Consider the following 16394-nt stretch of genomic DNA (forward strand, 5'->3'; position numbering starts at 1 on the left):
TCCTAAGATCGCTGATTAATAGCCCGTAATCTAAATATATTCTGAATTTAATTCCATTTACTCGAACTTTTTAGAACTAAGCCTTACCTGACGTTATAGTAACGCTGTCGCTGATGACGTTAATATTCAGCCGACATATACAGGGAGATATTATGGAAAAGTTCATTGACTGGCATCCGGCCGATATCATCGCCGGACTGCATAAAAAAGGGACATCGATGGCAGCGGTATCGCGTGAGAACGGACTGAGTTCTTCGACGCTTGCCAACACGTTAGCCAGACCATGGCCAAAAGGGGAATTGATCATCGCTAAGGCGCTGGGCACTGAACCCTGGGCAATATGGCCTTCCCGCTATCATGATCCTGTCACGCATGAGTTTATTGACAGAAGTACCCTAATGCGTCAGCCACGAGCGAAAAAATAATCCTTGGCGCAGCCCCGCGGGGCGGCGCAGGGTGTGTTACTCGCCTTTCACCCGTTCAATCTTTGCGCCCAGCGCGCGCAGTTTGTCTTCAATACACTCGTAGCCACGATCGATATGATAAATGCGATCGACTACCGTCGTTCCTTCAGCAATACAACCTGCCAGGACCAGACTTGCGGAAGCACGTAGATCGGTCGCCATAACCTGCGCCCCGGAAAGCTGTGCCACACCATGACAGATTGCCGTATTACTTTCGATTTCTGCCCGGGCACCCATACGGATCAATTCCGGGATGTGCATAAAGCGGTTTTCGAAGACGGTTTCAGTGATCACACCGGTGCCTTCGGCCACCAGGTTCAGCAGGGTAAACTGAGCCTGCATATCGGTCGGGAAGCCCGGATGCGGCGCGGTACGCACATTAACGCCTTTTGGACGCTGACCGTGCATGTCCAGGCTAATCCAGTCTTCACCGGTTTCGATATCCGCGCCCGCTTCACGCAGCTTGGCCAGCACCGCGTCAAGCGTTGCAGGCTGCGCGCCACGGCAAACGATTTTGCCACCGGAAATCGCCGCCGCCACCAGGAAAGTCCCGGTTTCAATACGGTCTGGCAGAACGCGATATACGCCGCCGCCAAGACGGGCAACGCCTTCGATGGTAATGCGATCGCTACCCTGGCCGCTGATTTTTGCGCCCAGCGTATTCAGGAAATTGGCGGTATCGACAATTTCCGGCTCGCGCGCTGCGTTCTCGATAATCGTGGTGCCTTCAGCCAGCGTAGCGGCTGACATGATGGTTACCGTCGCACCGACACTGACCTTATCCATCACGATGTGCGCGCCTTTCAGACGGCCATCAACGGACGCTTTTACGTACCCTTCTTCCAGCTTGATGGTCGCACCGAGCTGCTCCAGGCCGGTAATGTGCAGATCCACCGGACGCGCACCGATGGTGCAGCCGCCCGGAAGCGAGACCTGGCCCTGCCCAAAGCGCGCCACCAGCGGCCCCAGCGCCCAGATAGAGGCACGCATGGTTTTCACCAGATCGTAAGGTGCGCAGAATACATTTACGTCGCTTGCATCAATATGAACAGAGCCGTTACGCTCTACCTTTGCGCCCAGCTGGCTGAGCAGTTTCATGGAGGTATCGACGTCTTTAAGCTTAGGTACGTTCTGTATCTCAACCGGATCTTCCGCCAGCAACGCAGCGAAAAGGATCGGCAACGCCGCATTTTTAGCACCGGAAATGGTGACCTCGCCCTGAAGCCGGGTTGGCCCCTGAACTCGAAATTTATCCATTGATCGTGTCTCTTTTAAGTCGTTTATAAGGCTGATAACAACGCGATGCCCTTTTTACGGGTGGTGCTGCGCTTAGCCGGCCTACACCACAACAAACAGTGTAAGCCCGATACGCATGCGCCCAGGCGTTGTCAGCAATTGGCGTCACTGCTGGCGTTCGCCTGCGGTTCAGAAACCGTTAAGTTTGCGATCGCGCGCCCACTCCTGCGGGGTATAGGCTTTGATCGACAGCGCATGAATGCGGTTGTCCGCGATGTATTCCATCAGCGGCGCGTAAATGGTTTGCTGCTTCTTAACCCGGCTCATGCCGTCAAAAAGCTCACCCACGGCAATCACCTGAAAGTGGCTGCCATCGCCGGAAACGTGGACTTCCGTAAGAGAGAGTGCATTCATCAGCACGGTCTGAATTTCATGATTTTCCATGGGCTCTAGTATCATCTGGTAGTAAAACAGCCCAACATCTTAGAGCAAAGTGGCGCTGTCTTAAATAAGCAAAAAGCCTCGCGAGTAAAACAGGCGAGGCTGGCGGATTTAACGGATTGATAATATTAACGAGGAAGGACATCGTCCGGCAGATTATACAGCTGCGCCAGGGCATAGACCTTCTCGTTAACGCCGTCGAGTGAAACCCCATTGCCCTGACGCCTGGACAGAGCAACCAGATGGACCAGCAGCGCCAGGCCTCCGGTGTCAACGCGGGAAATCTGGCTCAGGTCGATACAAGTAACGCCTTGCATTACTTTGTCACGCGCCTCCCACAACGGGGTAAGCACGTCCTGGTCCAGTTCTCCTGTTAACACCAGCCTGTCGCCTTCCCGTGTCCAGCTGAGTACCTGGGTCATTATTTCTTCTCGTCCAGGGTAATTTTCTGCCGTGAAATCGACTGCAACTGAGCGGTCAGGCCGTCGATACCTTTGGTGCGCAGCAAATCGCTCCACTCGTTCTGTTTAGTGGTGATCATACTGACGCCTTCGGCAATCATGTCATACGCCTGCCAGTTACCGGTCTGGGAGTTTTTACGCCACTGGAAATCCAGACGTACCGGCGGACGGCCATTCGGATCGACAATCGTCACGCGGATAGGCACGATCGTCGCATCGCCCAGCGGCTGTTCAGGCGCGATTTGGTAAGACTGGCCGTGATACATGGCCAGCGCCTGACCATAAGCCTGCTTCAGATATTCGCGGAAGGCGGCGAAATAGGCCTCACGCTGGGCAGGCGTGGCGTCTTTGTAGTAACGCCCCAGCACCAGCGCACCGGCGTATTTAATTTGTACGTAAGGCAGCAGTTCCTGATCGACGACATCGCGCAGGTAGTCCGGATTCGAGCGGATTTTAGGCTGCTCGTTTTTCAGGCGGTCAAAAGTTTTCTTCGCAGCCTGGTCCATCAGCTTGTAGGGATTAGACTGATCGGCGGCGGTGGCTGCCGTCAGCGGTGCAATAACCAGCATTGCGACCATAAGTAAACGTTTGAACATATCTTGTTTCTCCTGAAATTAATTCGTCGTACCTGCGGGAGTGGCGGTATCAGTATGGCCGTCAGCCGCTGACGGTGCATCCGTTGAGTTCTGATTATCGCCACCTTTGCTGTTGTAAAGGAATTGTCCGATCAGATCTTCCAGCACCATCGCGGACTTCGTATCCTGAATCGTGCTTCCTTCTTTAAGCATAGACGTTCCCAGCTCCGGGTCTTCAAAACCCACGTTCAACGCCAGATACTGTTCTCCCAGCAGGCCAGAGGTACGGATTGCCAGCGAACTGGTATCCGGGATCTGGCTATAACGATCTTCAATATCCAGCGCTACGCGCGGCAAATAGGTTTTCGGATCGAGGCTGATGTCTGCCACGCGCCCAATCACCACGCCGCCAATGCGCACCGGTGAACTGGCTTTTAGCCCACCGATGTTATCGAAGGTAGCGTAGACGCGATAAGTGGGCTCGGTACGCAGCGAGGTGACATTCGCCGCCTTCAGGCAAATAAACAATCCCGCCAGCAGCGCAACCAGCAAAAAGATACCCACCCAGATTTCACTTTTTTTCGTTTGCATGAACTCAATTCCCAAACATCAGTGCAGTCAGCACAAAATCCAGACCAAGGACAGCCAGCGAAGCGTGAACAACCGTACGCGTTGTTGCCCGGCTTATTCCGGCGGAAGTAGGGATTGCGTCATAACCGTTGAATAACGCAATCCAAGTAACCGTAATGGCGAACACTACGCTTTTAATAAGACAGTTGATTAGATCGAGACGCAGGTCGACGGCATCGTGCATTGCAGACCAGAAGAAGCCCGCATCAATGCCTTTCCAGCTCACACCGACAAGCGATCCTCCCCAGATGCCAACAGCGACAAAAATGATCGTCAACAGCGGCAGTGAGATCACCCCGGCCCAGAAGCGCGGTGAGATAACCCGACGTAGCGGGTCCACCGCCATCATTTCAAGACTGGAGAGCTGCTCGGTGGCACGCATCAGGCCAATTTCCGCCGTTAACGCGGAACCTGCTCGCCCGGCAAACAACAGTGCAGCCACCACCGGCCCCAGCTCACGCAGCAGCGACAGCGCCACCAGCATCCCAAGGCTGGTCTCAGCACCATAGGTGGTAAGCACCAGGTACCCTTGTAGTCCCAGCACCATACCGATGAAAACGCCGGAGACTATAATGATAACCATGGATAACACGCCAACGTTATAAAGCTGACGTACCAGCAGCGGTGCATGTTTGCGGAATTCTGGCTTGCCAACCAGGGCGTTGAATAACATTAACCCTGCGCGCCCGAAGGTGGATATCGTCTTGATACCGCGATGTCCGAGCGCTGCCAGTGTATTTAACAGCATGAGCGCTTAACTCCCTGTGCCGAATAAATCGTGGTGATAATCGCCTGCGGGATAGCGAAACGGCACCGGGCCGTCGGCAATACCGTCCAGAAATTGTCGTACTCTGGGGTCAGCGTTATCCTGTAGCGCCTGCGGACTGCCATGGGCGACAATTTTTTTGTCCGCCACAATCCAGGCATCGTCAGCGATGCTCAACACTTCCGGTACGTCGTGTGAGACCACAATACAGGTAATGCCAAGCGCACTATTCAGTTCTGAAATTAATTTCACCAGCACGCCCATTGTGATAGGGTCCTGGCCGACAAATGGCTCGTCGAACATGATTAAATCGGGCTCCAGCGCAATGGCACGCGCCAGCGCCGCACGCCGCGCCATCCCTCCTGAAAGCTCTGACGGCATCAATTTTGCCGCGCCGCGTAAACCGACGGCTTCAAGCTTCATCATTACTGTACTTTTCAGCAATGAGGCAGGTAAGTGCGTGTGTTCACGCAATGGATAGGCGACATTATCGAAGACGTTCATGTCAGTAAACAGTGCGCCAGACTGAAACAGCATGCTCATGCGTTTTCGCACGGTGTAAAGACGCGAACGTGACATATCAGGCACATTTTCGCCATCAAAAAGGATCTGTCCGGCATCAGGTGGGATCTGACCGCCGATCAAGCGCAGCAGTGTCGTCTTCCCGATCCCTGACGGTCCCATGATCGCAGTGATCTTCCCGCGAGGCACCGACAGCGAGATATTGTCGAAAATCAGGCGGTTGCCGCGCGAAAAGCTAACGCCCTTAATATCGACCAGATTCGCCATAGTCTGACTCATCGATAATTCCTTTCATTAGACCTCTTAAGAGGAAGCATGAAGCTTAAAAACGCCGCAATCCCAGCATTTTTACAGAATCTTACCTGCTAAGTGAGTGAAAACAGGCACGCGTTTTACGTTTACAGCACATAACGTCAAAACGGTTAAACCGCTTCGTTTCTTTCATGCCGCTTCGATTTAAGGCAGCAAGCCGGGGATTATACCTGAAGAAAAGCGTTATGATGCTTTTCGCGTCGTCTCTGTTAATAATCAGTTTAGCCTCAGGCATTAACCATCCCGATAGCGGGGGCTTTACTGCACCTATTTACCGCGCATTCTGATATCCTGCGACGCAAATTGCCGCTACTGTTAATAGTATGTTCGCAGACAAAGCTGGCAAACGACGATACCAATCCCTTCAGAATAGACGGCATTTTCATGTCGGGGCTGGCTGTACCCGGCTATTCATTGTTAAAATCGCTGGTCTGCCGGGGAAAATGGCAGACAAACAAGCCTTTTAACGGGCGTATTTTTCTGCATGGCAGGTGTGCTGTACGGCTGCCACCGATTTTTATGGATTAAAACGGACACGTACTATGTCGCAATTAGAGTTATCGCCGGATTTTGACTTTCAGCAGGCCGGTAAAGAGGTGCTGGAGATTGAACGCGAAGGATTGACTGAACTTGATCGTTTCATCAATCAGGATTTCAGTCAGGCCTGTGAGCGCATTTTTCACTGTGCGGGCAAAGTTGTCGTGATGGGCATGGGCAAATCCGGCCATATCGGCAGGAAGATGGCAGCAACCTTCGCCAGCACTGGCACCTCATCGTTCTTTGTTCATCCAGGGGAAGCCGCTCACGGTGACCTGGGGATGGTAACGCCGCAGGATATCGTGATTGCCCTGTCGAACTCCGGCGAGTCTAACGAAATTCTGGCGCTTATTCCGGTGCTTAAACGCCTGCGCGTGCCGTTAATCTGCATGACCAGCCGTCCGGAAAGCAGCATGGGGCGTGCCGCCGATATCCATTTGTGCGTCAAAGTGCCGCGCGAAGCCTGCCCGCTGGGGCTTGCGCCGACGAGTAGCACTACCGCCGCGTTAGTCATGGGCGATGCGCTGGCCGTTGCGTTACTGAAAGCACGCGGTTTTACCGCCGAAGATTTTGCGCTTTCTCACCCGGGCGGCGCGCTGGGTCGCAAATTGCTGCTGCGAGTGAACGATATTATGCACACCGGCAGTGAGATCCCGAAAGTGGCGAAAAACGCCTCTCTGCGTGACGCGCTGCTGGAGATTACGCGCAAAAATCTCGGCATGACGGTGATTTGTGGCGATGATATGAAAATCGAAGGTATCTTTACCGATGGCGACCTGCGCCGCATTTTTGATAATGGAGCGGATTTACGCAGCCTGAATATTGCCGACGTGATGACGCCAGGCGGCATTCGCATTCGCCCCGGTACGCTGGCAGTCGATGCGCTGAACCTGATGCAGTCCCGCCACATCACCTGCGTCATGGTTGCCGATGGCGACCAGTTGCTGGGTGTGATACATATGCATGATTTACTGCGCGCAGGCGTAGTGTAAGAAAGGATAAAAGAATGAGTAATGCTGGTGCCTCTGTGGCAACCTGCTATGGGCCAGTGAGTTCGCAGATGCTGGAGCAGGCAGAAAAAATCCGTCTGCTAATCCTGGATGTTGATGGCGTGCTTTCCGACGGTCTCATCTATATGGGCAATAATGGCGAAGAGTTAAAGGCATTTAACGTTCGTGATGGCTATGGCATCCGCTGTGCCCTCACCTCCGGGATTGAAGTCGCTATCATTACCGGACGAAAAGCTAAACTAACTGAAGACCGTTGCGCCACACTTGGCATCACGCATCTTTATCAGGGCCAGTCGGATAAACTCCAGGCCTATCGCCAATTACTGGAAAAGCTGGCGCTATCACCGGAACAGGTTGCCTACGTGGGTGACGATTTGATCGACTGGCCGGTAATGGCGAACGTCGGGCTGAGCGTCGCGGTAGCGGACGCCCATCCGCTGCTGATCCCGCGGGCGGATTACGTCACCCGCATTAATGGCGGACGCGGCGCGGTCCGTGAAGTCTGCGATTTGTTACTACTGGCGCAGGGCAAGCTTGATGAGGCCAAAGGGCAATCAATATGAGTAAAACCAGACGTTGGGTTATCATTTTGCTGTCGCTGGTCGCACTGGTTTTGATCGGCATAAACCTGGTGAGTAAAGACGACACCGGAACAAGTGTCGTGTCCTCAAGTGACCCAACCTACCGCAGCGAGCATACGGATACCGTTGTATACAGCCCGGAAGGTGCGCTTAATTATCATTTGGTGGCACAGCACGTAGAATATTTTTCGGACCAGGCCATTACCTGGTTTACGCAGCCTTTACTGACGACGTATGACACGACCAAAACCGAAACCTGGTCAATTAAAGCGGATAAAGCAAAGCTAACTAATGACCGGATGCTGTATCTTTACGGCCATGTTGAGGTTAACGCGCTGACAGCGGACGCCCAACTGCGCAAAATTACAACGGATAACGCCAAAATCAACCTGATCACGCAGGATGTCACCTCTGACGATCTGGTAACGTTATACGGTACGACATTTAATTCCAGCGGCCTGAAAATGCGCGGAAACCTACGCAATAAAACCGCCGAGCTGATTGAAAAGGTTAGAACCTCATATGAAATTCAAAACAAACAAACTCAGCCTTAAGCTGGTACTGGCCAGTACGCTTCTGGCTGCCAGCCTGCCCGCGCTGGCGAAAACGGGCGATACCGATCAGCCTATTCATATTGAGTCCGATCAGCAGTCGCTGGATATGCAGGGCAACGTCGTGACCTTTTCTGGTAATGTCGTCGTGACTCAGGGCACGATCAAAATTAATGCTGATAAAGTCGTTGTCACTCGTCTAGGTGGTGAAGAAGGCAAAGAGGTGATCGACGGCTACGGTAAACCGGCTACCTTCTACCAGATGCAGGATAACGGCAAACCGGTTAAAGGCCATGCGTCACAGATGCATTACGAGCTGCAAAATGATTTTGTCGTGCTCACCGGCAACGCGTTCCTGGAACAGGTAGACAGCAATATCCAGGGCGACAAAATCACCTATCTGGTGAAAGAGCAGAAAATGCAGGCGTTCAGTGAAAAAGGCAAACGCGTGACCACCGTTCTGGTTCCGTCGCAGTTGCAGGATAAAAGCAACAACCAGGCCCCGGCTCAGAAAAAGAGTAACTAATTCAATATGGCAACATTAACTGCAAAGAACCTTGCGAAAGCCTATAAAGGCCGCCGGGTGGTGGAAGACGTAAGTCTGACCGTAAAATCCGGTGAGATTGTTGGGCTACTTGGCCCGAACGGTGCGGGTAAAACCACCACGTTTTATATGGTCGTGGGCATCGTATCGCGCGATGCGGGTAACATTATCATTGATGATGAAGACATCAGCCTGCTGCCGCTACACGCGCGGGCGCGCCGGGGCATTGGCTACCTGCCGCAGGAAGCCTCTATTTTCCGCCGTCTCAGTGTTTTTGATAACCTGATGGCCGTCCTGCAGATCCGCGACGATCTGACCTCTGAGCAGCGTGAAGACCGTGCCAACGAGCTGATGGAAGAGTTCCATATTGAGCATCTGCGCGACAGCCTTGGCCAGGCGCTGTCGGGTGGCGAACGCCGCCGGGTGGAAATTGCCCGAGCGCTGGCAGCTAACCCCAAATTTATCCTGTTAGATGAACCCTTTGCCGGCGTCGATCCGATTTCCGTTATTGATATCAAACGTATTATTGAACATCTGCGCGACAGTGGCCTTGGCGTTCTGATCACCGATCATAACGTGCGTGAAACACTGGCCGTCTGTGAGCGCGCCTATATCGTCAGCCAGGGACACCTCATTGCCCACGGTACGCCAGACGAAATCCTTAAAGACGAACAAGTTAAGCGCGTGTATCTTGGGGAAGACTTCAGACTCTGATAGGGTGTATCCACAGACTCATTAGTGGCACGGTCTGCAAAGGGCCCGCCTGAATGCACAAGTGTACGAAGTCAGTGATGTAAACTCGGGAGAGAATCGCTCTGAATATGAAGCAAGGTTTGCAATTAAGGTTTAGTCAACAGCTTGCCATGACGCCGCAACTGCAACAGGCCATCCGCCTGCTGCAACTGTCGACGCTGGAATTACAGCAGGAACTCCAACAGGCACTGGAAAGTAATCCACTGCTTGAGCAAACCGATCTTCACGATGAGATAGACACGAAAGAATCCCCGGACAATGAATCTCTGGATAGCGTTGATGCGCTTGAACAAAAAGATATGCCGGAGGAGCTGCCGCTGGATGCCAGCTGGGACGAGATCTATACCGCAGGCACTCCTTCCGGTAACGGTGTGGATTATCAGGATGACGAACTGCCTGTTTACCAGGGCGAAACCACCCAGTCACTCCAGGACTATCTGATGTGGCAGGTCGAACTGACCCCCTTCTCCGATACCGATCGCGCAATTGCGACTTCGATTGTGGATGCTGTAGACGAGACCGGCTATCTGACTATTCCGGTGGAAGATATTCTTGAAAGTATGGGTAACGAGGATATCGGGCTTGATGAGATAGAAGCGGTCCTGAAGCGCGTACAGCGTTTCGATCCGGTAGGTGTTGCGGCCAGAGATTTACGCGACTGCCTGCTGATCCAGCTCTCACAGTTTGCGAAAACGACGCCCTGGCTTGCCGAAGCCCAGCTCATCATCAGCAACCATCTTGATCTTCTTGCTAACCACGATTTCCGTACCCTGATGCGTGTGACGCGCCTGAAAGAAGAGGTATTGAAAGAGGCGGTAAACCTGATTCAGTCGCTCGATCCACGCCCGGGGCAGTCGATCCAGACGGGCGAACCGGAATATGTTATCCCTGACGTGCTGGTACGCAAAATCAGCGGTCACTGGACGGTTGAGCTAAATTCCGACAGTATCCCGCGGCTGCAAATCAATCAGCACTATGCCGCCATGGGTGGTAGCACTCGTAACGATGCGGATAACCAGTACATCCGTAGCAATCTTCAGGAAGCAAAATGGTTGATTAAGAGCCTGGAGAGCCGTAACGACACCCTGCTGCGCGTCAGCCGCTGTATCGTTGAACAACAGCAGGCGTTTTTTGAGCAGGGTGAAGAGTATATGAGACCGATGGTGCTGGCGGACATTGCCCAGGCCGTCGAGATGCACGAATCCACCATTTCCCGCGTGACCACCCAGAAGTATCTGCACAGTCCGCGAGGCATTTTTGAACTGAAATATTTTTTCTCCAGCCATGTGAATACCGAAGGCGGAGGCGAAGCCTCCTCCACCGCCATCCGTGCGCTGGTGAAAAAGTTAATCGCTGCGGAAAATCCTGCCAAGCCGCTAAGCGACAGCAAATTAACCTCAATGCTGTCCGACCAGGGGATTATGGTGGCACGCCGCACCGTTGCGAAGTATCGAGAGTCTTTATCCATTCCGCCGTCTAACCAGCGTAAACAGCTGGTGTGACCCAACCGATAAGGAAGACACTATGCAGCTCAACATCACTGGACACAATGTCGAGATTACTGACGCACTCCGCGATTTTGTCAGCACAAAATTTGCTAAGCTGGAGCAGTATTTTGACCGGATCAATCAGGTCTACGTTGTGTTAAAAGTGGAGAAAGTGACTCATATTTCGGATGCTACCCTGCACGTTAACGGGGGCGAAATTCATGCCAGCGCGGAAGGGCAAGATATGTACGCGGCTATCGACGGTTTAATTGATAAACTTGCGCGACAGCTAACCAAACATAAAGATAAACTGAAACAACACTGATTGTCCGGGCGTTCGCCTGACGTTATCTGTAATGTCAGGCGAAGCTTAGGTGAAATTATGATAAATAATGATGCAGCTCTACAACTGAGCACGGTCCTTAACCAGGAATGTACCCGCAGTAACGTTCACTGCCAGAGCAAAAAACGCGCGCTGGAAATTATCAGTGAGCTGGCGGCAAAGCAGCTTAGTTTGCCACCACAGGTGGTCTTCGAGGCGATCCTCACTCGTGAGAAGATGGGAAGTACCGGTATTGGTAACGGTCTCGCCATTCCTCATGGCAAACTGGAAGAGGACACGCTACGCGCAGTCGGTGTCTTTGTACAACTGGAAACGCCGATTGCGTTTGACGCCATCGATAACCAACCAGTGGATTTGCTGTTTGCCCTGCTGGTCCCTGCCGATCAGACAAAAACGCATTTACATACCCTTTCGCTGGTGGCAAAACGGCTGGCGGATAAAACTATTTGTCGTCGCCTGCGCGCGGCGCAAAGTGATGAAGAGCTGTATCAAATCATCACTGAAACTGAACACAGTGATGATGCGTAGCAGGGATAATGCTTTACCCTTCGCTGTACTGAGGAGAAACGGTACATGGTACTGATGATCGTCAGCGGCCGTTCCGGCTCGGGAAAATCCGTTGCCCTGCGGGCGCTGGAAGATATGGGCTTTTACTGCGTTGATAATTTGCCCGTAGTGCTGTTGCCTGAACTGGCGAAAAGTCTGGTAGACCGTCAAACGTCTGCCGCGGTCAGCATCGACGTGCGTAATATGCCGGAATCGCCGGAAATTTTTGAGCAGGCGATGCAGAATCTGCCGGATGCGTTCTCGCCGCAGCTTCTGTTCCTTGATGCCGACCGCAATACGCTGATCCGCCGCTACAGCGACACCCGTCGTCTGCACCCGCTTTCCAGCAAAAATCTGTCGCTGGAAAGCGCTATTGACCAGGAGAGCGACCTGCTGGAGCCGCTGCGCGCGCGCGCGGATCTTATCGTCGATACTTCCGAAATGTCCGTGCATGAACTGGCTGAAATGCTACGTACCAGGCTGCTCGGCAAGCGCGAGCGTGAACTGACGATGGTGTTTGAGTCTTTCGGCTTTAAGCACGGTATCCCGATAGATGCAGACTACGTGTTTGACGTGCGCTTTCTGCCAAACCCGCACTGGGACCCGAAACTGCGCCCGATGACCGGGCTTGATAAACCCGTCGCGGCGTTCCTCGACCGACACACCGAAGTGCATAACTTTATCTACCAGACGCGAAGCTACCTCGAGCTGTGGCTACCGATGCTGGAAACCAATAACCGTAGCTATCTGACGGTGGCGATTGGCTGTACCGGCGGTAAGCATCGTTCCGTATACATTGCCGAGCAGTTGGCTGACTATTTTCGTTCGCGCGGCAAGAACGTCCAGTCCCGTCATCGTACCCTGGAAAAACGCAAATGACGGTCAGGCAAACTGTTGAAGTAACCAACAAGCTGGGCATGCATGCCCGCCCGGCGATGAAGCTGTTTGAATTGATGCAGGGTTTTGATGCAGAAGTTCTGCTGCGCAACGATGAAGGCGCTGAAGCGGAAGCCAATAGCGTCATTGCGCTATTAATGCTTGATTCCGCGAAAGGCCGCCAGATTGAGATTGAAGCCACCGGTCCACAGGAAGTGGAAGCGCTGGCGGCGGTGATAGCGTTATTTCATTCGGGGTTTGATGAAGAATAATTGCCTGTCCCGTTCGGGACGGGTAAATTATTTCCTGGCATTATAGATAATAGTTTATTATTCATATTCTTTTTCCGGACTTTTACTCCTGACTTATCCTGTTTCATTCCTGCGCCAGTAGATATTCCCAGGTAATTCCCTTACCATAATAAGATTAACTTATTAATTAATTGTATTAATATACAGGGATGTATACAGATGAATTATAAAAAGCTTTTCTTTTTTGCTATTCTGTCAGGTCTGACATTGATAGCAGGCTGTGACGATAAAAAAAGCAGCCGCGAGACCAGCGCCGAAACGTCGGCTAATCTGACAGAACAAAATAAAAAGGCTCAGGAAATCCTGAAGTATAATGCTTATGTAGATGTTACTAATTTTCAGCCTTACGCCAGACTGCCGATCGGTGAAGATATTGAGGATGAATTAGCTAAGCAAAAACAATTTATGGCTGACCTTAGCAAAAATAAAGAACCTTTAGATAACTATTATAACCTTCGTGAATCCCCTATCTCAGGAAAAATAGAGCGTCTGGGAAAGGCCCTCGCTGTGAATGCCAGCCTGCCCGACCTTGATGACACTGCGGCGAAGTACTTACAGCATTTAAAAACGCTGCAATCATTGAATAATGAATTATCGTTATATGCCAGTTCTAAAGAATATCTCGAAGACAAAGGTGAATTTTTCAAAAGCAAAGGACCACAACTTATTTCACAATTAGAGGCGGTAATTAAAGCGCAAAATGAATTTGAAGATAAGATGACGCAACACGATAATGAACTGGTGAAAGAACAATTTAAATCCGCGCCAAAAGATACCGTTGAGTATTTTCGCAATGGCATTATTTACTATGAAAAAATAATTATTTACGACTTTGAAAATCAACTGAATAAATTTGACAGCGCAACACTTGCAAAAATTGACACGAATACGGCTACCCTCGCCGGGTTAATGAAAAAATACGACAACGTTAAAACGGTACGTAGTAATACATGTACCATGAATATTGCCATGTTTGTCGCGTCATCTCGTCGCATGGTGAAAAGCATGAAAGATGACGAAAAGCACTATTTCTCCCGCAGCGACGCTTATCCGGAAGCGTTGCAAGCGAAGTCTCCGGTTTACCGGAAATTAGCACAATCCCCTGCGGAAAAGGACTTCCGGAATCTGATGAGACACTTTTCAGGTTTGATCGACGATATGAACGCCAATCATTGTTAACCGCTCATTGAGCCATGTTAACCATGATTTGTACATTCCGTGCTCTTTTCGCCTGTAGGGTGAACCTTAAGAAAACCTTAACTAACCCGTTGAGGTTTCATTTAAGTCCCTCATCCATACTAATGACGTGTGAGCAAATATTTTCAGGACGGCTTTATGATTCACTTATCTAACCAAACTCCACTGGGAACCGGACGGCATCGCCAGTGTTATACCCATCCGGAAAACGCTCAACGCTGCATAAAAATTATCTATAACGCTGATGAGAGCGGACTCAAAGAAATCAAACGCGAGCTGCGCTATTACGCGCATCTTGCGCGTTATCTTAAAGACTGGAGCGGTATTCCTCAATATTACGGAACGGTAGAAACCGATCTGGGTACCGGTTATGTTTATGACATCATTACAGATTTTGACGGCAAGCCTTCCGTCACGTTGAAAGAATTTGCTGACCAGTGCCGCTATGAGCAGGATGTGGCTATGCTACGCGAGGCCTTAAAAACGCTCAGACGCTATCTGCACGATAATCATATTGTGACCATGACTCTGAAACCGCAAAATATTCTCTGTCGTCGGATTAGCGAATCAGAAGTCGTGCCTGTGGTATGCGACAATATTGGCGAAAGCACGTTGATTCCGCTGGCCAGTTGGTCAGTCTGGTTATGCCGCCGTAAACAGGCCCGGTTGTGGGCACGTTTTATGCAGCAACCCGCGCTGGTCGCTGCACTGGGAATGAGTGAAGGCAGCCAGAAAGGCAGTCCCTCAATGACGCTGACGTCACACAAGGTTTAGTGTAGCGCGTTCTGCGCCATAAACGTTTCGCCACCCAACTGGTGCATCTGGCGCACGATCCACGCCTGACGGTTACGCACGTAGCCGGAGGGCGTACCAGCTTTAAAGCGGATCGGATTTGGTAATACCGCCGCCAGCAGCGCTGCCTCGGACATGGTCAATTTGCTGGCAGGCTTATGAAAATAGCGCTGTGCCGCCGCTTCAACGCCGAAGACACCGTCGCCGAATTCAGCAATGTTGAGATATACCGTGAGTATTCTCTTCTTACTCCACACCGTCTCAATGCCCACCGTCAGCCCGGCTTCCAGTCCCTTACGCAGCCAGCTTCGGCCGTCCCACAGAAACAGGTTTTTCGCCGTCTGCTGCGAGAGCGTGGATGCACCGCGAATTCGCGTTTCATGGCGCTGATTGTGGGTTAGCGCTTTTTCAATCGCGGCAACATCAAAACCCCAGTGCTGGGGGAATTTCTGGTCTTCCGCCGCAATGACCGCCAGCCCCATATAAGGCGAGATGTCATCCATATCCACCCAGTCGGAGTGCGGCACATAGCCGAAATCGCCAGTTAACCAGGCACTCATCTGGCGCTCAACCATCACGGCAGAAAACGGCACCGGTACGATGCTGAACAGGGCAATCCCTCCTCCCCAGAAAATGACGAGCGCCAGTATCATGCGGACCAGTATGCGACGCAGCGAAATCCACAGTGAGGAGCGTCCTTTCCTCATTCGGTCAGAACCAGCACGCGCGATACCAGCTTTTCAATCCCCGCCGCCGCCTCAGCAATATTCTGCGCCAGCATATACGCGGGTGTTGTCACCACCTTATTTTCTTCATCAACCACAATGTCATCCACCGGACACGGCACATGCTCTGCCCCCATTTCTTCGAGTATTTCAGCCGTGTCGATATCAGTGCCAATTGTGATACGCAAAGGGATGGCAAAAATCTTTGGCAGCATGGCGGGCGCAATACAGATAAAGCCCAGCGGTTTGCCGGCCTGATGCATCGCCAGCGCCAGCGCACTCAGGTCGCCATCTACCTCACAAGCCGCGCCCTCATTAGCAAAATTGCTCAGGTTTTTGGCCGCGCCAAAACCACCGGGTACGATCAGGGCATCCAGCTCCGCCGCCTGCGCCTGTGCCAGCGGCCGAACCTCGCCCCTGGTGATGCGTGCCGCTTCGAGCAGCACGTTGCGGCGTTCCGCCATCGCTTCGCCGGTAAGATGATTAATCACCTCAGACTGAATTTTATCCGGCGCAAAGCACACCGCCTGCGCGCCGTTACGGGCAATCGCCAGCAGGGTAATTACCGCTTCATGGATTTCAGTTCCGTCATAAACGCCGCATCCGCTCAGGACTACGCCAATTTTTTTCATCGTGCTATTCCTTTTCGCAAACGATTAGTTCTCATTAGAAAATATAATTTAACCGCTGTGCTTCACATATTTAACTGATTCATGTAACAAATAATTTAATAT

The 16394-nt window shown here is 51.9% G+C and carries 22 protein-coding genes; 13 read left to right on the forward strand and 9 right to left on the reverse strand.

The annotated features are described in order from the left end of the window. Positions 1–149 precede the first annotated feature (149 nt). Positions 150–425 carry a DNA-binding transcriptional regulator SfsB gene (sfsB, locus tag CHU32_RS19870; RefSeq protein ID WP_133159258.1) on the forward strand — a complete coding sequence of 92 codons (276 nt, stop codon included), beginning with the start codon at positions 150–152 and terminating at the stop codon, positions 423–425. Positions 426–461: 36 nt separating this feature from the next. Here sfsB and murA read toward each other — a convergent pair whose 3' ends face one another. The 7 genes from murA to mlaF form a co-directional block, all read right to left on the reverse strand. Further along, positions 462–1721, reverse strand: a complete 1260-nt coding sequence (murA, locus tag CHU32_RS19875) for a UDP-N-acetylglucosamine 1-carboxyvinyltransferase (RefSeq protein ID WP_103676725.1) — start codon at positions 1719–1721, stop codon at positions 462–464. 168 nt (positions 1722–1889) lie between these two features. Further along, positions 1890–2144 carry a BolA family iron metabolism protein IbaG gene (ibaG, locus tag CHU32_RS19880; protein ID WP_103676726.1) on the reverse strand — a complete coding sequence of 85 codons (255 nt, stop codon included), beginning with the start codon at positions 2142–2144 and terminating at the stop codon, positions 1890–1892. Positions 2145–2269: 125 nt separating this feature from the next. Further along, on the reverse strand, positions 2270–2563 hold the full coding sequence (gene mlaB, locus CHU32_RS19885) for a lipid asymmetry maintenance protein MlaB (protein WP_103676727.1): 294 nt from the start codon (positions 2561–2563) through the stop codon (positions 2270–2272). Then, positions 2563–3198, reverse strand: coding sequence for a phospholipid-binding protein MlaC (mlaC, locus tag CHU32_RS19890; RefSeq protein ID WP_103676728.1), 636 nt, complete (start codon positions 3196–3198; stop codon positions 2563–2565). Before mlaC ends, mlaB begins: the two co-directional genes overlap by 1 nt. An 18-nt stretch (positions 3199–3216) precedes the next feature. Further along, positions 3217–3768: an outer membrane lipid asymmetry maintenance protein MlaD gene (gene mlaD / locus CHU32_RS19895; protein WP_103676729.1), complete on the reverse strand. Its 552-nt coding sequence runs from the start codon at positions 3766–3768 to the stop codon at positions 3217–3219. Positions 3769–3772: 4 nt separating this feature from the next. Further along, positions 3773–4555 (reverse strand): lipid asymmetry maintenance ABC transporter permease subunit MlaE, encoded by a 783-nt coding sequence (gene mlaE, locus CHU32_RS19900; RefSeq protein WP_103676730.1) that lies wholly within the window; start codon positions 4553–4555, stop codon positions 3773–3775. A 6-nt stretch (positions 4556–4561) separates the two neighbouring features. Next, the gene (gene mlaF / locus CHU32_RS19905) at positions 4562–5374 is read right to left on the reverse strand and encodes a phospholipid ABC transporter ATP-binding protein MlaF (RefSeq protein ID WP_103676731.1); all 813 of its coding nucleotides are present in this window, start codon (positions 5372–5374) and stop codon (positions 4562–4564) included. Between the two features lie 575 nt (positions 5375–5949). Between mlaF and kdsD the strand changes: the two genes are divergently transcribed. The 12 genes from kdsD (at position 5950) to yrbL (ending at position 14917) form a co-directional block, all read left to right on the forward strand. Then, positions 5950–6936: an arabinose-5-phosphate isomerase KdsD gene (gene kdsD / locus CHU32_RS19910; protein ID WP_103676732.1), complete on the forward strand. Its 987-nt coding sequence runs from the start codon at positions 5950–5952 to the stop codon at positions 6934–6936. A 14-nt stretch (positions 6937–6950) separates the two neighbouring features. Further along, positions 6951–7517, forward strand: coding sequence for a 3-deoxy-manno-octulosonate-8-phosphatase KdsC (gene kdsC, locus CHU32_RS19915; protein WP_103676733.1), 567 nt, complete (start codon positions 6951–6953; stop codon positions 7515–7517). After that, complete coding sequence (lptC, locus tag CHU32_RS19920) at positions 7514–8089, forward strand: LPS export ABC transporter periplasmic protein LptC (RefSeq protein ID WP_103676734.1); 576 nt, start codon at positions 7514–7516, stop codon at positions 8087–8089. The genes kdsC and lptC overlap by 4 nt, the downstream gene beginning before the upstream one ends. Further along, complete coding sequence (gene lptA, locus CHU32_RS19925; RefSeq protein ID WP_103676735.1) at positions 8058–8612, forward strand: lipopolysaccharide ABC transporter substrate-binding protein LptA; 555 nt, start codon at positions 8058–8060, stop codon at positions 8610–8612. Before lptC ends, lptA begins: the two co-directional genes overlap by 32 nt. A 6-nt stretch (positions 8613–8618) precedes the next feature. After that, positions 8619–9344, forward strand: a complete 726-nt coding sequence (lptB, locus tag CHU32_RS19930; RefSeq protein ID WP_103676736.1) for an LPS export ABC transporter ATP-binding protein — start codon at positions 8619–8621, stop codon at positions 9342–9344. Between the two features lie 107 nt (positions 9345–9451). Next, positions 9452–10885, forward strand: coding sequence for an RNA polymerase factor sigma-54 (rpoN, locus tag CHU32_RS19935; protein ID WP_103750918.1), 1434 nt, complete (start codon positions 9452–9454; stop codon positions 10883–10885). A 22-nt stretch (positions 10886–10907) separates the two neighbouring features. After that, positions 10908–11195, forward strand: coding sequence for a ribosome hibernation promoting factor (gene hpf / locus CHU32_RS19940; protein ID WP_103676738.1), 288 nt, complete (start codon positions 10908–10910; stop codon positions 11193–11195). Positions 11196–11252: 57 nt separating this feature from the next. Next, on the forward strand, positions 11253–11741 hold the full coding sequence (gene ptsN, locus CHU32_RS19945; protein ID WP_103676739.1) for a PTS IIA-like nitrogen regulatory protein PtsN: 489 nt from the start codon (positions 11253–11255) through the stop codon (positions 11739–11741). Positions 11742–11786: 45 nt separating this feature from the next. Next, positions 11787–12638 carry an RNase adapter RapZ gene (gene rapZ, locus CHU32_RS19950; protein ID WP_103750919.1) on the forward strand — a complete coding sequence of 284 codons (852 nt, stop codon included), beginning with the start codon at positions 11787–11789 and terminating at the stop codon, positions 12636–12638. Beyond that, positions 12635–12907, forward strand: coding sequence for a PTS phosphocarrier protein NPr (gene npr / locus CHU32_RS19955; RefSeq protein ID WP_103676741.1), 273 nt, complete (start codon positions 12635–12637; stop codon positions 12905–12907). The genes rapZ and npr overlap by 4 nt, the downstream gene beginning before the upstream one ends. 198 nt (positions 12908–13105) lie before the next feature. After that, positions 13106–14125 carry a DUF3829 domain-containing protein gene (locus CHU32_RS19960; RefSeq protein WP_103676742.1) on the forward strand — a complete coding sequence of 340 codons (1020 nt, stop codon included), beginning with the start codon at positions 13106–13108 and terminating at the stop codon, positions 14123–14125. 156 nt (positions 14126–14281) lie between these two features. Further along, positions 14282–14917, forward strand: coding sequence for a PhoP regulatory network protein YrbL (yrbL, locus tag CHU32_RS19965; RefSeq protein ID WP_103676743.1), 636 nt, complete (start codon positions 14282–14284; stop codon positions 14915–14917). Here the strand turns inward: yrbL and mtgA are convergent. Both mtgA and elbB read right to left on the reverse strand, forming a co-directional pair. Further along, positions 14914–15642 carry a monofunctional biosynthetic peptidoglycan transglycosylase gene (gene mtgA / locus CHU32_RS19970; protein WP_103676744.1) on the reverse strand — a complete coding sequence of 243 codons (729 nt, stop codon included), beginning with the start codon at positions 15640–15642 and terminating at the stop codon, positions 14914–14916. The genes yrbL and mtgA overlap by 4 nt on opposite strands. Further along, the gene (gene elbB / locus CHU32_RS19975) at positions 15639–16292 is read right to left on the reverse strand and encodes an isoprenoid biosynthesis glyoxalase ElbB (RefSeq protein WP_103676745.1); all 654 of its coding nucleotides are present in this window, start codon (positions 16290–16292) and stop codon (positions 15639–15641) included. The genes mtgA and elbB overlap by 4 nt, the downstream gene beginning before the upstream one ends. Positions 16293–16394: the final 102 nt, after the last annotated feature.

The sequence above is a fragment of the Superficieibacter electus genome, from assembly GCF_002915575.1.
In the GTDB taxonomy this organism is placed as follows: domain Bacteria; phylum Pseudomonadota; class Gammaproteobacteria; order Enterobacterales; family Enterobacteriaceae; genus Superficieibacter; species Superficieibacter electus.

What these genes read in the sequence shown, in the direction of transcription:
- hpf (WP_103676738.1), top strand. Translation starts at nt 10,908, where the DNA reads ATGCAGCTCAACATCACTGGACACAATGTCGAGATTACTGACGCACTC.
- elbB (WP_103676745.1), bottom strand. Translation starts at nt 16,292, where the DNA reads ATGAAAAAAATTGGCGTAGTCCTGAGCGGATGCGGCGTTTATGACGGA.
- kdsD (WP_103676732.1), top strand. Translation starts at nt 5,950, where the DNA reads ATGTCGCAATTAGAGTTATCGCCGGATTTTGACTTTCAGCAGGCCGGT.
- lptC (WP_103676734.1), top strand. Translation starts at nt 7,514, where the DNA reads ATGAGTAAAACCAGACGTTGGGTTATCATTTTGCTGTCGCTGGTCGCA.
- mlaC (WP_103676728.1), bottom strand. Translation starts at nt 3,198, where the DNA reads ATGTTCAAACGTTTACTTATGGTCGCAATGCTGGTTATTGCACCGCTG.
- lptA (WP_103676735.1), top strand. Translation starts at nt 8,058, where the DNA reads ATGAAATTCAAAACAAACAAACTCAGCCTTAAGCTGGTACTGGCCAGT.
- npr (WP_103676741.1), top strand. Translation starts at nt 12,635, where the DNA reads ATGACGGTCAGGCAAACTGTTGAAGTAACCAACAAGCTGGGCATGCAT.
- lptB (WP_103676736.1), top strand. Translation starts at nt 8,619, where the DNA reads ATGGCAACATTAACTGCAAAGAACCTTGCGAAAGCCTATAAAGGCCGC.
- mlaF (WP_103676731.1), bottom strand. Translation starts at nt 5,374, where the DNA reads ATGAGTCAGACTATGGCGAATCTGGTCGATATTAAGGGCGTTAGCTTT.
- ptsN (WP_103676739.1), top strand. Translation starts at nt 11,253, where the DNA reads ATGATAAATAATGATGCAGCTCTACAACTGAGCACGGTCCTTAACCAG.
- yrbL (WP_103676743.1), top strand. Translation starts at nt 14,282, where the DNA reads ATGATTCACTTATCTAACCAAACTCCACTGGGAACCGGACGGCATCGC.
- mtgA (WP_103676744.1), bottom strand. Translation starts at nt 15,642, where the DNA reads ATGAGGAAAGGACGCTCCTCACTGTGGATTTCGCTGCGTCGCATACTG.
- mlaB (WP_103676727.1), bottom strand. Translation starts at nt 2,563, where the DNA reads ATGACCCAGGTACTCAGCTGGACACGGGAAGGCGACAGGCTGGTGTTA.
- mlaE (WP_103676730.1), bottom strand. Translation starts at nt 4,555, where the DNA reads ATGCTGTTAAATACACTGGCAGCGCTCGGACATCGCGGTATCAAGACG.
- rapZ (WP_103750919.1), top strand. Translation starts at nt 11,787, where the DNA reads ATGGTACTGATGATCGTCAGCGGCCGTTCCGGCTCGGGAAAATCCGTT.
- ibaG (WP_103676726.1), bottom strand. Translation starts at nt 2,144, where the DNA reads ATGGAAAATCATGAAATTCAGACCGTGCTGATGAATGCACTCTCTCTT.
- mlaD (WP_103676729.1), bottom strand. Translation starts at nt 3,768, where the DNA reads ATGCAAACGAAAAAAAGTGAAATCTGGGTGGGTATCTTTTTGCTGGTT.
- CHU32_RS19960 (WP_103676742.1), top strand. Translation starts at nt 13,106, where the DNA reads ATGAATTATAAAAAGCTTTTCTTTTTTGCTATTCTGTCAGGTCTGACA.
- murA (WP_103676725.1), bottom strand. Translation starts at nt 1,721, where the DNA reads ATGGATAAATTTCGAGTTCAGGGGCCAACCCGGCTTCAGGGCGAGGTC.
- rpoN (WP_103750918.1), top strand. Translation starts at nt 9,452, where the DNA reads ATGAAGCAAGGTTTGCAATTAAGGTTTAGTCAACAGCTTGCCATGACG.
- kdsC (WP_103676733.1), top strand. Translation starts at nt 6,951, where the DNA reads ATGAGTAATGCTGGTGCCTCTGTGGCAACCTGCTATGGGCCAGTGAGT.